This is a genomic window from Paenibacillus sp. A3, assembly GCF_001399685.1.
In the GTDB taxonomy this organism is placed as follows: Bacteria; Bacillota; Bacilli; order Paenibacillales; family NBRC-103111; genus Paenibacillus_G.
Window position 1 is genome coordinate 46473 of record NZ_JTHN01000084.1, and the last position, 14282, is coordinate 60754.

Consider the following 14282-nt stretch of genomic DNA (forward strand, 5'->3'; position numbering starts at 1 on the left):
AAACAAACCAGAAGTCTTTACTTGTTTGATGATCTTAATGTTTTGTAAACCAATATGGAACCAGAATGAAAAGTTCAAATCGGAAAACGGATATCCGGCGAAAAGGAGCTGTTGAACGATGTTCTACTCAGAAAATGGAACAAACGGTAAGGCGAACGAAGCGATCAGCAGACGAAAAGTGCTGAAAACCTTGGGAATCGGAGGGGCGATTCTGGCCGGCAGCGCCTTCGGCGGCACGCGGTTTGCCTCGGCGGAAAGTCTGGAATCGAACGGCAAAGGGGATCGTCAAGTGATATGGGTCGCCAGCGTGGAGGAGCTGACGTCGCTCCCGCCCGGCCAGCTCAAGGACGGCTTGCATGTGTTCGTTGGCGGCTACTACAAGAGCGGCGACGGGGGAGGCAAGCTGGTTCGCTATATGGCAGGCAGTGCCAAAACCGATAACGGCGGCACGGTACACAAGCCGGCGAAAGGTCAAGGCTGCTTTGAAGTGGTGCATAACGGGGTGGGAGATTTTCGCTGGTTCGGCATTTTCGATGCGAAGACGAATGCGGACGGGGCGCTGGACGCGCTGGTCAACGATCTGTCGATCCGCCGCGTCGAAGCGTACTCGGATCTGAATTTCGTCAAGCGCCATGTGTTTCACCGCAGCGACATCGAGATTGATTTTCAGGGACACACCGTAACGACCGAGGGGATCGAGCTGAACAAGGTAGACAACCCGTTTGGCGCCGTTATATTTTTCCAGGGGGTCAAAACCGACATGGTCCACACCGTGACGCTGAGTGAAGAGCTGCCGGAGTACTCGGATATTTTCGAGGTCGCCGATTCGTCTATTTTCGTGGTAGATAGCTGGTGGCATGCGCAAATCAAGAACAATCCGGGCGGAAACGCGCAGCGTGAGCTCGACTACCTGATCCAAGTAACGGAAATTCTCGATGCCACCCATGTCCGGTGCAATTATAAGCTCGGCTGGCCGCTGGCGAAGGGACGCCAGTTGACCTACAGGAAGATCAACCCCGTTTTCCGATGCCATGTGCGGAACATGAGCTTTATCGGTATCCCGGTGCCGCCTAACGGCACGAGCACCCGTCCGTTCCCGACTTGGGACCAGATCGGCTCGAATCCGGTCGCGTACGAATTCGCGGTTGAATGCGACGCATCGGGCATCAAGGCGACCAAAGTGTTTTGGCCGGTCGTCATGCGCAGGTACAACACCCATTATGTGACGGAGCGCTGTCAACTGATGAACCCGGAAGAACGCGATTGGGGCGGTACCGGCTATTTGACGCAGCAGATCAACGTGCTGTACGGCCACGTCAGGGATTGCAACACGAGCAATGCCCGTCACTTGAACGATTTTACGTGCGCGGCCTACTGCATGGTTGAGAACTGTCACGGAGATGGCGACGAGTACGGCCCGTTCGTGACACACGGTCAATTCGAGCACGATCTGACGTATATCAACAACTCCGGCCTGTTGTCGTTCGCGAACAGCGGCTCGACTTGGGGCGACAGCGCCAAGCGGGTGACCGTCAAGAAGCATATCGCATCGCGGATCGTCGCGCACAAGCGGCTTACCGACCTGACGCTTGAGGATTGCCATGCCGTCGTGACGTATACGAAGCCCGGCGTGAAAATGGCGAATTCAGGCTCGTTCTGGGTCAACATGGACGGGTTGCAGATGAGAGGCTGTACGGCGCAAGAGATGGTAACGATTTCGAAAAGCTCCTCCCGGGGCACAAGGAAAAATATGATCGACAGCTGCTCCTTCGGCATGCTGACGGGCTATGAAATCGCCCGTCCGATCCGCTCGGGAACGAACCAAGTCGGTTATATGCCGTGCAGCGGGGATTTGACGATTCTCAACAGTGAGTTTTACAACGTCGAGGATGTCAATTTGGGGAGCATCGATAAGCTGACCCTTATCAATACTTGGTTTAAGGGACTGCCACAGGCAGGAGGTACGGTTAAGGTCGGCGCGCGTGAAATCGTCATGCAGGGCGGCGGACTTGTGGATTGCTGCTTCTTGTTCACCGGCGCATGGGACAAGGTCGGCGACGTCAACAATCCGAAAAATAAACCAGACCAGTGGATCGCAATCGACGGCGGCACGGTATTCAGCGGAACGAACGGCGAGAAGGCGTTCCTGAAGAGCATCGATCCGACGAACGTCATCACGTGGAATTTCGGAAACTGCAGGAGCGCCGCAGTGGACGCGGACACGGCACATTTCCAGATCCAAGGCGGGACGAACAAGCTGAAGGCCGTCGGCGCTCACTTCACGGGCGGTAAGTATGAAGCGGCGGACGGCGCTTTCGGAAGCGGAGGTTACTTCTTCATGACATCGTGCCTGGAAGAGAAGGTCAACCGGACGGCGCTGCCGGCGGAAAACGATACGGTAAAACACAGCGCCGGCAACTTTTCGCTTTCTTAAGCGTGACGGGATTCACGGTATAGCGGCATCGTTATGCCGTGAATCCTTCGTATGTTGACATGGAATATTGGGACCTTGTTATAATAACAACGAATAGAGCGGATACAGGATTCGTCCCTGTTTCCTGTTTTTTACCGTGTATCGGATGGAAATGAGGTCTAAGGATGGTAGAAAGGACAAGTCGCAAAAAGCCCCGTGAGCGGCTGAGCGAATTCGTCAGCACGCTGCGGGAAGACATATTGACAGGAAAGCGGCCGGTAGGAGACTATTTGCCTTCCGAAAAATCTTTCGCCGCGCAGTTCCAGTTGAGCAATCAATCGGTGCGAAAAGGGCTGGAGGTTCTCGTTTCGGAGGGACTGATCGAAAAAATACCGCGCGTCGGTACGAAGGTTATCGGTCCTCTGGACGGGGATTTCGTCACGGTAAAGCTGGGCTTTCACAGCTCCGTCACCGGAGAAGCGGGGATTCATCAGCTGTTGTCCATCTTTCAGGAGGAAAACCCGCATATTCGCGTACAAGCCGTGCCTACATCCAGCACCAACTTCAGGTATATCAGCGAGTACTTGTCCGGCGGCATCCTTGATGTGGTCATGATGAACTTTATGAATTTTCAGGAATGTGTGGAGAACGGAGCCGAAGGGCTGCTGGAGCCGATGGAACGCAATCCGGATTTGTATTCCTTCCTGTCGGACGCGTTTAAGGTGAATGGCCGCCAGCTCGTGCAGCCGTTTATTTTTTCTCCGCTCATTCTTTGTTATAACCGGGAGCACTTTCGTGCGGCCCATTTATCCGAACCGGATAGCAGCTGGCAGTGGAACGATCTGATCGACTATTCGTCGCGGCTTGCCATTTCGGGCGAACGGCTTGGTTTTCATTGCGACTTGTATTCGTCGAACCGCTGGCCTCTTTTGCTGCTGCAGACCGGAGGAAAGTTCGAGCGGCACGAAGACGGCCGGCTTAAGCTTGCCGGTACGCCGATGATGGACGCGCTTCGCTACTGCGGGGAGATGAAGCATAGTATTCCCTTACTATCAGAAGGGGTGACGACCGGCGAATCGGAGCTGCTTCTGGCCAAGGGCAAAGCGTCGATGATCATGACCAGTTATTTTTATTTGAATTATTTGCTTGGCGAGCAGGTATCCTTTGACATCGCACCTGTACCGCATCTGGGTACGCCGATGACGATGCTGCTGAACATCGGGCTTGCGATCAATCGTCAGTCGCGCGTCAAAGCCGCCGCCGCCAAGCTGGTGGAATTTTTGACCGGCTACAAAGCTCAGCTTTTCGTTCGGCAGAACACGTACAGTCTTCCTGCGAGAAAATCCGCCGCCGAGTGGGTAGGGGAAGAGAAACGGTATCTTCCGTCGCGGTTTTCGCTATTTCGCGAAACGATTCCCGGCTTTCGATATTTTACGGACTTGGCGGTCAGCGCAAGAGAGCTGTCCGTCATCAATCAGGAGCTCAAGATGTATTGGGCGGGCTTGGAAACCGAGGAGGCAATGTGCTCCCAAATCGAGGAGCGCCTGGCGGTTGGTTACTCGTCCTAACAACAAAAAAAACGGAGTCACGCAGGTTTGCGGGCTCCGTTTTCTGATTTAGACGTTGGTGCAAGCATTTTTAAGCAAAGAAGGATACAAAGTAAACATGCAAATCCTGCGAAAAGGAGACAGGATAGCCGCAGTGAAGTAAGATCGGCTAACAGACCGACTAAAAGTGTGATCATAATTTGAATAGTACCTTGAATCATATCGGCTATGCTGGCGAATCTCCCCATCATTTCGGGAGGGACGTGATTTTGAAAACATGTGGCATATCCCGCGCTTGCAAAAGACATAAAAAAACCCAACAATGCAAATGATAGCGCTGCGGTTATAAAACTGGAAGATGCATAAAATAGGATATAAAAAAAAGTAGTCAGTAATATGCCATAACTCATAAACCAACGATAAGATATTTTTTGTGAAATTAATGCCGCTAAAAAAGATCCCAGTAACGATCCCACGCCAGTGATACTTATGATATTGCCGTAATCCATATCCGATAATTTCAAAACCATTTTAATGAAAGCAGCTTCCTGCGAGTCAATCGCATATCCTATTAGCGCAGCAGCTTGAAATAAAATATAGATAGAGATGAAAAATGTTGATGAATTTGAAAATTTAACCACTGTCCTTAGATCATTGGCCAATATGTGGAAAGAGATTTTTCCGCGAACCTGTTCACTATTATTTTCTACGTCAGGAAGCAGGAAAATGATAAAAGCGCATATAATGAAACTTATCGCATTAAATACGATGCAAAAATGAACACCGACTGTCATAATTAGCAAACCGGAAATGGCCGGTCCTAACAGAAATGCGCTGGAATTAGTCATACTAATCAAAGAATTAAATCGTTGTCGTTTTTCTGTTGGAATAAGCTTTGTTATATATACGGAGGAACTTGGGCCAAAAAATGAACCGAATAAATTAATGACAAACATTAAGGCGTAAATAACGAACAACGAAGGAGCGAAAAGAATCAAGCCGATTAAGATGCCTCTAATGACATCAACAAATATCATGAGTTTCCTAACATTGATACGGTCGATAATACTGCCGGACCAGAAATTGGTTACAAGCATAGCAATAGGTCTAATGACGAATAGACCTGCAAGTGCAGTCGCCGATCCCGTAATATTCAAAACCATAATGTTAATTGCGACAAAATAAATCCAATTCCCCAAGTTGGAAAAGCCAAGTCCAAATATTAATAAAATTGCTTTAAGCCGTCCGTTCATTATTCACCTCACCTTAAATTGTCAATTGAATTGTAAATATATTACTTAACTTATAATATAATTAATTTCCTTTCAATAAAAAGCCGGGTTTCCCAAAAATAAGGGAAGCTGAAACGGCTCTTTTTCTTTTTGAAGCACCGGGTTAGTCAACGGGTTGACATTCGATCAAGTGAAGGATACAATGAAGTTGCTATTTAGTAATTTAGTAATTTAGTAATTTATTAAATTATTGATTTGATAAATGAAAAGAGGTCATAACATGAAATTACCGACTACGTTAAAGCATAAGCCAGTTGTTGTTTCCGAAAATTATGAGCAGGTTGACGGCCGATTCGCCCGCAATACGGATGCCAAAGGTCTTTCCTTGGGATTGGCCCAATGGAATGACAGGGGGAAAGTCGATATTTCGGCGAAGGTGTGGCGATACACGGGGGAAAAATGGTCCCGGCAATCGGAGGAGCTCCCGCTCCATCGCGTTCTTGATTTGTCCATTCTGATTTGCCGGACGATGGCGCATTTTCGCGAAGCTTACCGGTATGAGCATTTGTATGATCCGCAGGAGCCGGTCATCGACCGGGTCGGTCTGCAAGGGGATGCCATGACCGTGGCCATCTGTACGGACAATGAGCGAATCAATGAAGATATCAAGCTGTTCAATCAGGCTCTGAGCGATGACGACGAGCTGATCGGGGAACGGCTGCGCACGTTATCCAGAATTTTGAAGGATATGGGGTATTAACTTGGATTAGGGGAAGTGGATAGGAATGAATCAGGAATATGTGTTGTCTCCTGCAAGACAACTGACCGATGCGGAACAAGCGCTTGTGTGGCAAAAGCCGTCAACGCATAAGGCCAGCGAAGAAGAACGGCGCATCTGTGCGGAAGTCAAGCGCAACTGGCACCGCGGGGAAATGAAAATCGCCAACATTTTGTTGGAGGGCGACGCCGGCTCGGGCAAAACGCAGCTCGCCAAAGCATTATCGGCGAATTTCGGGCTGCCGTATACAAAGGTCACCTGCTTTGCAGATATGGATAAATCGGACATTATCGGCGCGATTTTGCCCGTAATTTCCTCGGAACGGCTCGAGAAGCTGGAGCCTGCGGACCGGGCGGCTTTGAAGGCGTTGTACGAGAGCGACGGTTTTCAAAGCGCAGCCGGAGTTTTGACCGACGTCCTGGGAATCGCCCCGGAGCAGGCTGCCTTAAAGATGAAGCAGCTGCTGAAGCTGGCCGCGGAAAACGCTGACGGCGAAGCGGTAGAGTATCGTTTCTACCCTTCCGAGATTGTCCGGGCTTATCAGAAGGGGTACGTCCTGGAAATCCAAGAGCCGAACGTCGTTCGGGATGCCGCGGTGTTAATGGCATTGAATTCTGCCCTGGAGCTGGACGGTAGCCTCAATCTTCCTACGGAAATCGTGCGCAGACATCCGGATTTTATCGCGGTCATCACGACAAACCGCAGCTACGCAGGGGCCAGGCCGTTAAACGAGGCATTGCGCGACAGAGTTCAGCACTCGGAAAAGATGGATCTGCCGACGAAAGGAGTGATGATGGAACGCGCCATGGCCAAAACCGGTTACAGAAATGAACGGGTACTGGACGTTTTGGCAGACACCATTATTATTTTGGACAAAACCGCCCGGGCCAATGCCATTAAAGGGGTAGCCGGAATGCGCTCCTATTTCTACTGGGCCGATGCGGTCGCCGAAGGGGCTCCTGTGAATGAATCCCTTTATCATAAAGTCATCTACAAGATCACAACCGATTCCGAGGAAATCAAGCTGCTGGAAGATGCGCTTGCAAGCCATGGCTTGACGGCAAGCTTGGAGGAGGTTGAAGCTCAAGTAAAAAAAAACGGGATTCTGACGCCCTAGAGATCAGGACATGGGGAGATGTCGACAGTTCCCGCTTGGATCTGGATCATCCTACGGACGATGACGCGATCGCATTGAAAAAAAGCGCGGACAGCGACGAAAGCTCGTCCGATCGCGCCGATGATTCCGATGGTTCCGAGGATGATACCGGAATGGAAAGTTCGGATTTGGGGGAAAGCAACGCCCCCGCTTATCATCCGGCTGACCCTGAACCCGCGTCAGAGGAGGCGAAGCGGCAAGAGCGCGATTTCCGCAAAAAGCTGAACCAAGACGCGCGGGAAGTGGTGTCCCATTCCATTCATCATAGGGTAAAGCTTGTCGTTCACCGTCCGGATTACGATCAGGCAAGCCAGCAGGAATATATCCGTCTAAGCAAAGGACTGATGCCCATCGTGCGGGAAATTGCAAGAAAGACGCTTCCGCTGCTGGAGCACGAGGCTTCTTTTGACTTTGCCAGGAATCATTATTATGGCAGCAAATTTCAAGCGGACAGCGTGGCTTACCGGGATTTCAGGTATTTTGCCAAAAAACGTCCTCCGACGGAATCGCCTTCGCTTGTGGTCGGTCTGAGGGTGGACGAATCGGCATCAATGACGGCTTTTGGCAGATTGGAAGCGGCCAAGCGCGCAGTGATCGCCGTATATGAATTTTGCCAGCTGTGTCATATCCCCGTTTTGATCTATGGCGATACGGCAGATACTTCCAGACTGGAGCAAATGTCGGTTTATGCCTATACCGACTTTGATCGAACCGATGCGAATGACCGTTTCCGACTGATGGGAATTCGGGCCAGAAGCAACAATCGTGATGGCATGGCTTTAAGAATTATTGCGGAACGGCTGGCTGTCACGCCGCAAAAGACGAAGCTCTTGATCAGCATTAGCGACGGGCAGCCGAAATCCATGGACGATTATACCGGAAGTTACGCGATTCAAGACATGCATCAGACAATTGCCGAATATGAACGGAAAGGAATTACATTTCTTGCCGCCGCGATCGGCCAAGACAAGGACGTTATTAGTCAAATCTACGGGAATGAGCGATTCCTGGATATTACGAATTTAAATGAATTTCCGGCCAAGCTGGTTCGGATTATCGCCCGGTATTTATGATTTACGGGCCCGGAAGGAGAAGCAAAACAATGGATAAGAGCAAACGCAAGGAGCTGCTGGAGGAATTTAAGCAGATTAAGACTTACATGGGTGTCATCCAAATTACAAACAAAGTCAGCGGCAAAATTTACGTGGACAGCTATCCGAACTTGAAAAACAAATGGATGACCATCAAGATGCAGCTGGATATGGGGAGATTCGCCAATTTAGAGCTGCAAAAGGATTGGAAGGAGCTCGGGGCCGAAGCCTTCACCTATGAGGTGCTGGAGGAGCAGAAAACGGATGATGTGACGGATATGAAGTGGGAGCTCAAAATGATGGAAAAACCGTGGCTGGAGAAATTGCAGCCCTACGGGGACAGAGGATATAACAAGCCGCCAAGACAGTGAATCCGCTTCCGGTCGCTGCACCGCCCCGCAAAGCAAGGTTGAGAAGGTGAATCCGGGCGCTTTGCGGGGAGCCCGGGAAGGCAGGAAATTTTAACTGGGTCCTAAGTATTTATGTATAAATTGGAGGAATTAGGAATTGAGCATCGAATCCTAAATTATGGTGTTTTATTCATGAAATAGGAGGGTGTTCATGAGCGAAAAGGCCGAAGTCCGTCAAATTAGCTCCTTATCGGAGGGACATGAGGAACAAAAGCCGACTTTTATGCAAGCTATACAAGAAGAGATAAGTTTCCCTTTCCCGATCGATAAATTCAGATTTTTAATTAATGAACTATCTGTTCAACAAAAACGAGCAATAGCCCATTTCTTACATTTCCCCATCGTTTTCTCCAAGTATAAGAAATTTCCCGATGCACTCTTTCATAAACTACTCTTCCAGCTACAAAAACATTATCTCACTTCTGATCGAGAACGACTTTGTTGGGTTATCATATTCGCCGTGTTCGATTTGTTAAAAAACGAATCTCCCAGCTCCCTGGAAACATTTCTGGCTGCGAAAGAGGATAACATCTTAAAATTTGGACGATGGCACGTTTATTGGGCGCTCCGGTTTCATCCTGGCCGCGCGTCAGACAGACCATCTTGGGAAGAGGCCATAAGAGAGTTTGAAGAAGGCATAAAAGAGAAGGCTCCGGAAGCGAAGAGCCCGCAAGATGACCGTTCCAACGACGATAAGCATACTGTTATGGAGCAAAGGCTAAAGAACGAGGTTGCTTTACGCCAGACAAGGGAAAAGGAAGCCGAGCAGCTGCGCAAGGAGCTTGGAGCTCAAACGAAAAAGCTGGAACAAATCGAAAGCGAAAAGAAGCAATTAGCGGCGGAATTCATGATATTGAAAGAAGAAGCGCTGAAGGAAAAATCGGAGGCGGAAGCCTGCCGGATTCAGCTGGAAGCTCGGCTGGATGGTTTGAATAAGGATAAAAACGTTCTGCTGGATCTGGTGAAAGATGCCGAATTGAAAGTCGAAGAAATGAAAGCCAATGTGGTAAAAATGGAAGGTGAATTGGAACAATGGAAACAACGGCATGAGAGGAAGGGACAGAATAGCACGGAAGAGCTTATCCCGCTTCTTTTAAATTCCTTGTTGCCGGAATCGGACAAGCTTTACCAGGAGCTTCGGCAAGTCAATCTGGAGAACGGATCTGTTCTTCGGGCTCGGATAAGGAAAATTTTTGACTTGATGGATCTTTTGGAGCAGTTTCAGCAAGGAAATGGGCAGATGCGATCTCAAGATCATGTACAGATAAGCGATAATTCGATTGAATCAGCACCAAGCGTACCGGAGGTGAGTCGGGATTCTTATGTTGGTACGTTCTATCGTCGCGATCATGGCGGTTACATCGTGCTGGAGGACGGAACAACGTTTAACGTAACGGAATCGATGGTCCATCAACATGGGCTTGAGCATGAAGCCGAAGTGCACTGCACGCCAGGCAAGCAACAAAACGGCATGACGCTATATGAAATCGAGCTCCTGCTTCAAGGAGACGATACCTATGCTCCCGTCCGCCAATTTGATGGATATGTCGAGCTCGGAGATCATTTCACCTGGTACTGTGTGGACATCAACAATTCACAAAACCGATATCCATTGCACCGACGGGATATTGAAATTCAACAGCCTAACCACGGTGATCCATGTCTATTCAATGTTGCTCACGAAGGGCGATTTGCCCGATTATCCCGACTGTACCGGAAAACAAAACAGTCTGCGATCGAGCAGGAATTCAAAGCGAATAAGCCATCTTTGCTCAAAAGGCCAGCCGAGAAGACGAAGCCGGATCCATTCTTGGATCAATGTAAAATCGTAATTGTCGGCGGTCTGCGGAAATGGTTCGAGGGGGTGGTAGCGGAGACTGGTGCAATACTCATACATGATAGCGGCGATGCCCCGGAACGAATTCACTCGGATTTAAGCAAAGCCGATGCCTTATTTTTTCTACTGACGGCAACATCGCATCGAGCTACCTGGAGCTGCGTTGAAATTGCAAAGCAAAGACGAATTCCGCATTTTGTTATTCAAGGGTCAAAATCAAACTTGCGCATGCTTCTATGGGAAAATCGGGAGTTAATTAAACGGAAGCAAAAAATATGATTTAAGACGATTACGAGATGAAATGCAATTTGAAACCAAAATGAAGAGAACGTTATCTAATGAATATCATCCGGAAGGAGGACAAGACACGCACCGATGGACAGGACAGAAATAGGATTTTTTAACGCTTGGACTTTAAGTTTATAACCCGTCAAATCAATTGGCGGGTTTCCCTGTTTTTTGAAAGAAATAAAACCGTTGCCGATCAGTTGGAAAATGTGGACTCAGATTTGAAAAGCTTTTCAAATATTTCTCCGCTAACAGCGGGAAAAACAGCGGCTTCTCTCGATAGTGGCTAAATAAAATGATCATACGGCAAAACACGTCAAAAAGTAAAGCGAAATCAGCGAAAAAAACCACTTTACAACTACCTGAAATCTCACTAATAATAGAGTGGAATGGTTCAATAGGCTAGAAGCTATGCTTTGATTAAAATTGAAAAGCTTTTCAAATTTAAATTACGTCCGGGAGTGATAATCGATGACGTGGACATTGACGAACAATGAATTGACTCCGAAAGCTTTGCTGAATCTGGAAAGCTTATTTTCTTTAGGCAACGGGTATCTTGGTGTTCGCGGCAACTTTGAAGAAGGCTACCGGCCGGAGATGGTCTCGATCCGGGGCACGTACCAGAACGCGTTTCATGATGTGATCGAAATCCCTTATGGAGAAAAGCTTTACGCCTTCCCGGGGACCCAGCAGAAGCTGCTCAATATCATTGACGCGCAAACGATCAAAATCTATTTGGGCGACGAGGAAGAAGAGTTCTCTTTATTTGCCGGGGAAGCGGTTGCCTACGAGCGGCGGCTTCATCTTGATCGCGGCTATACCGAAAGAACAGTGCACTGGCGTTCTCCGGGCGGCAAAGAAGTGAAGCTCCATTTCAGGCGCGTCGTTTCCATGACCGTCAGAGAATTGTTTGCGATCGATCTGCGGATCGAGCCGGTCAATTTCACCGGGCGGGTCAAAGTGGTATCGACCGTCAACGGGGACGTGTCCAACTTTGCCGATCCGAACGATCCCCGGGTCGCCTCCGGTCATTCCAAACGTCTGCAAGTGGAGGAAGCCGGGGAAAAGCAAGGATGCGTCTACGCGGTGGACCGCACTCTGGCGTCCGGCTTGAAAACGGCTTGCGTCAGCCGCCATACGGCATCCGGCGCGGCCGAAGTCAAGAGCGAGAACGGCGAAACCGTGCTGACGTTTGATTTGATCGAACCGGTTCGGGTGACGAAGTGGAACGTGTATACGGATACTTTGCGCCACCGGGACAATCTCGTCGAACAGGCCATCGGCATTCATGAACAGCTCGGCGGGCTGACGTTTGAAGACCTGCTGGATGCCCAAAAAACGTATCTTGACGATTTTTGGGCAAACGCCGACATCCATATCGAAGGAGACAGCAGTTTGCAGGAGGGTATCCGCTTTAACCTCTATCATCTGCTCCAATCGGTCGGCCGGGACGAACACAGCAATATTTCGGCCAAGGGCTTGTCCGGGGAAGGCTACGAAGGCCATTATTTCTGGGATACGGAAATTTACATGTTCCCGGTCTTTCTGATGACGAAGCCGGACATTGCCCGTCAACTGCTGATTTACCGCTATTCGACCTTGGATCAGGCGCGGGCCCGGGCGAAAGAAATGGGGCATAAGCAAGGGGCCTTGTTCCCTTGGCGCACGATTTCCGGCACGGAATGCTCGTCGTTCTTCCCGTCGGGCACGGCCCAGTATCATATTAGCGCGGATATCGCCTACAGCTACATTCAGTATTATATCGGCACACAAGACGATGAATTCATGAAAACGTACGGCGCCGAATTGCTGTTTGAAACGGCGCGTCTCTGGCTGGATATGGGCCATTATCTGAACGGCGAGTTCCGGATCGACAACGTTACCGGCCCCGACGAATATACATGCGTTGTCAATAACAACTATTATACCAACGCGATGGCCAAGCATAATCTGAAGTGGGCGGCGAAGGCATACGGGCTCCTGGCTGAAATCGCCCCGGAGACTTTAGACCGGTTGTGTGTGCGGCTGAATGTGACGAAGCAGGAGGCGGAAGCATGGCACAAAGCGGCGGAATGCATGTATCTGCCGTACGATCCGACGCTGAGTATTAACCCTCAGGACGACACGTTCCTGCAAAAAGCGGTTTGGGATTTTGAAAACACGCCGGAAGAAAAATACCCGCTGCTGCTGCATTACCATCCGTTGACGCTCTACCGTTACCAGGTGTGCAAGCAAGCGGATACGGTGCTCGCCCATTTCTTGTTGGAGGACGAGCAGGAGCTGGATACGATCCGCAACTCTTATACCTATTACGAAAAGATCACGACCCATGATTCGTCGCTGTCTTCCTGCATCTTCAGTATTATGGCCTCCAAGCTGGGATACGATGCCAAAGCTTACGATTATTTTATCGAAACGGCCCGTCTCGATCTCGACAATACGCACGGCAATACCAAAGACGGTCTGCATATGGCGAACATGGGCGGCACCTGGATGTCGATCGTCTATGGCTTTGCCGGCCTCCGCTTGAAAGAGAGCGGGCTATCGCTGGCGCCTGCAATTCCGGGGCAGTGGGACCGGTATTCGTTCCGTCTTCAATACCGCAGACGAAAGATCGCCGTGGATATCGACCGTCAGAGCATCCGGCTTACGCTGGAAGAAGGCGAAACGCTGACGCTCAAGCTGTACGGGGACGAAGTGACGCTGCAGCCCAATCGGCCGTTGGAGCAAGCCTTGAAAGCAAACTAACCGAGCGGCTTAAGCTTGGCTTATGGAAAGGGGAAGCAGAACATGAACACACCGGTGCAAGCGGTCATTTTCGATCTGGACGGTGTCATTACGGACACGGCCGAATACCATTACGAGGCGTGGAAGGCACTAGCCGAGGAGCTGTCCATCCCGTTTACGCGCGAATTCAACGAGGAGCTGAAAGGGATCTCCCGCATGGAATCGCTGGAAAAAATACTCGTTCTCGGCGGCAAAGCGCACGATTTTACGGAGGAACAAAAAATCGCGCTTGCGGACAAAAAGAACGAGCATTATTTGACCTTAATTCAAAATATTAGTCCTGCGGACGTATTACCGGGCATCAGCGAATTTATTGACGAGATTCAAGCCCAAGGGCTGAAGATCGGACTGGCGTCGGCCAGCAAAAACGCGTTTGCGGTTCTCGAGTCGCTCGGCCTCAAGGACAAGTTTCACGCGATTGTAGATGCCAAGACGGTGCTGCGCGGCAAGCCGGACCCCGAAATCTTTTTGAAAGCCGCTCATTTGCTGGAAGTGGAGCCCGGCGCTTGCATTGGCGTCGAAGACGCGGCGGCGGGAGTAGAGGCCATTAAAGGAGCGGGCATGTTCGCGGTTGCGATCGGGGCGAAAGAGCTGTTCGCCCATGCCGATCTGGTGTACGAAAGCACGGTCGAGCTTTCCTTGGAAGCCCTATTGCCGCAGGTTCGATAAGTCGATCGATTTGACGAAGGATGGCAAATCATTTACAATGAAACAGGTATGAAAACCTTTTCATACTCATTCCC

At 49.9% G+C, this 14282-nt stretch carries 11 protein-coding genes; 10 read left to right on the forward strand and 1 reads right to left on the reverse strand.

What is annotated here, in order from left to right:
- Window positions 1-118 precede the first annotated feature (118 nt).
- Together QJ48_RS12995 and QJ48_RS13000 are read left to right on the forward strand one after the other, a co-directional pair.
- On the forward strand, window positions 119-2434 hold the full coding sequence (locus QJ48_RS12995; protein ID WP_054973999.1) for a hypothetical protein: 2316 nt from the start codon (window positions 119-121) through the stop codon (window positions 2432-2434).
- Between the two features lie 164 nt (window positions 2435-2598).
- Window positions 2599-3981 carry an extracellular solute-binding protein gene (locus QJ48_RS13000; RefSeq protein WP_054974000.1) on the forward strand — a complete coding sequence of 461 codons (1383 nt, stop codon included), beginning with the start codon at window positions 2599-2601 and terminating at the stop codon, window positions 3979-3981.
- A gap of 17 nt (window positions 3982-3998) precedes the next feature.
- Here QJ48_RS13000 and QJ48_RS13005 read toward each other — a convergent pair whose 3' ends face one another.
- Entirely contained in the window at window positions 3999-5213 is a 1215-nt protein-coding gene (locus tag QJ48_RS13005) for an MFS transporter (RefSeq protein ID WP_054974001.1), read from the reverse strand.
- A gap of 259 nt (window positions 5214-5472) precedes the next feature.
- Here QJ48_RS13005 and QJ48_RS13010 point away from each other — a divergent pair, with 259 nt between their 5' ends.
- From QJ48_RS13010 to pgmB, 8 genes are all read left to right on the forward strand, one after another.
- The gene (locus tag QJ48_RS13010; protein ID WP_054974002.1) at window positions 5473-5952 is read left to right on the forward strand and encodes a DUF6530 family protein; all 480 of its coding nucleotides are present in this window, start codon (window positions 5473-5475) and stop codon (window positions 5950-5952) included.
- A 19-nt stretch (window positions 5953-5971) separates the two neighbouring features.
- A complete protein-coding gene (locus tag QJ48_RS36865; protein WP_202813832.1) occupies window positions 5972-7087 on the forward strand; it encodes an AAA family ATPase in 1116 nt (371 codons plus the stop codon).
- A 152-nt stretch (window positions 7088-7239) separates the two neighbouring features.
- Window positions 7240-8199 carry a nitric oxide reductase activation protein NorD gene (locus tag QJ48_RS36870; RefSeq protein WP_237762893.1) on the forward strand — a complete coding sequence of 320 codons (960 nt, stop codon included), beginning with the start codon at window positions 7240-7242 and terminating at the stop codon, window positions 8197-8199.
- 29 nt (window positions 8200-8228) lie between these two features.
- On the forward strand, window positions 8229-8588 hold the full coding sequence (locus QJ48_RS13025) for a GIY-YIG nuclease family protein (protein ID WP_054974004.1): 360 nt from the start codon (window positions 8229-8231) through the stop codon (window positions 8586-8588).
- A 190-nt stretch (window positions 8589-8778) separates the two neighbouring features.
- Complete coding sequence (locus QJ48_RS13030; RefSeq protein ID WP_054974005.1) at window positions 8779-10743, forward strand: DUF2325 domain-containing protein; 1965 nt, start codon at window positions 8779-8781, stop codon at window positions 10741-10743.
- Window positions 10744-10871: 128 nt separating this feature from the next.
- Window positions 10872-11042: a hypothetical protein gene (locus QJ48_RS36875; protein ID WP_157261616.1), complete on the forward strand. Its 171-nt coding sequence runs from the start codon at window positions 10872-10874 to the stop codon at window positions 11040-11042.
- Between the two features lie 181 nt (window positions 11043-11223).
- Window positions 11224-13500: a glycoside hydrolase family 65 protein gene (locus QJ48_RS13035; RefSeq protein WP_054974006.1), complete on the forward strand. Its 2277-nt coding sequence runs from the start codon at window positions 11224-11226 to the stop codon at window positions 13498-13500.
- 42 nt (window positions 13501-13542) lie between these two features.
- On the forward strand, window positions 13543-14208 hold the full coding sequence (gene pgmB, locus QJ48_RS13040; protein ID WP_054974007.1) for a beta-phosphoglucomutase: 666 nt from the start codon (window positions 13543-13545) through the stop codon (window positions 14206-14208).
- Window positions 14209-14282 lie beyond the last annotated feature (74 nt).

Excerpts from the sequence above, each read along its gene's own strand:
- QJ48_RS13010 (WP_054974002.1), top strand. The coding sequence starts at position 5,473 with ATGAAATTACCGACTACGTTAAAGCATAAGCCAGTTGTTGTTTCCGAA.
- QJ48_RS36870 (WP_237762893.1), top strand. The coding sequence starts at position 7,240 with ATGGAAAGTTCGGATTTGGGGGAAAGCAACGCCCCCGCTTATCATCCG.
- QJ48_RS12995 (WP_054973999.1), top strand. The coding sequence starts at position 119 with ATGTTCTACTCAGAAAATGGAACAAACGGTAAGGCGAACGAAGCGATC.
- QJ48_RS13030 (WP_054974005.1), top strand. The coding sequence starts at position 8,779 with ATGAGCGAAAAGGCCGAAGTCCGTCAAATTAGCTCCTTATCGGAGGGA.
- QJ48_RS13035 (WP_054974006.1), top strand. The coding sequence starts at position 11,224 with ATGACGTGGACATTGACGAACAATGAATTGACTCCGAAAGCTTTGCTG.
- QJ48_RS13025 (WP_054974004.1), top strand. The coding sequence starts at position 8,229 with ATGGATAAGAGCAAACGCAAGGAGCTGCTGGAGGAATTTAAGCAGATT.
- QJ48_RS13000 (WP_054974000.1), top strand. The coding sequence starts at position 2,599 with ATGGTAGAAAGGACAAGTCGCAAAAAGCCCCGTGAGCGGCTGAGCGAA.
- pgmB (WP_054974007.1), top strand. The coding sequence starts at position 13,543 with ATGAACACACCGGTGCAAGCGGTCATTTTCGATCTGGACGGTGTCATT.
- QJ48_RS13005 (WP_054974001.1), bottom strand. The coding sequence starts at position 5,213 with ATGAACGGACGGCTTAAAGCAATTTTATTAATATTTGGACTTGGCTTT.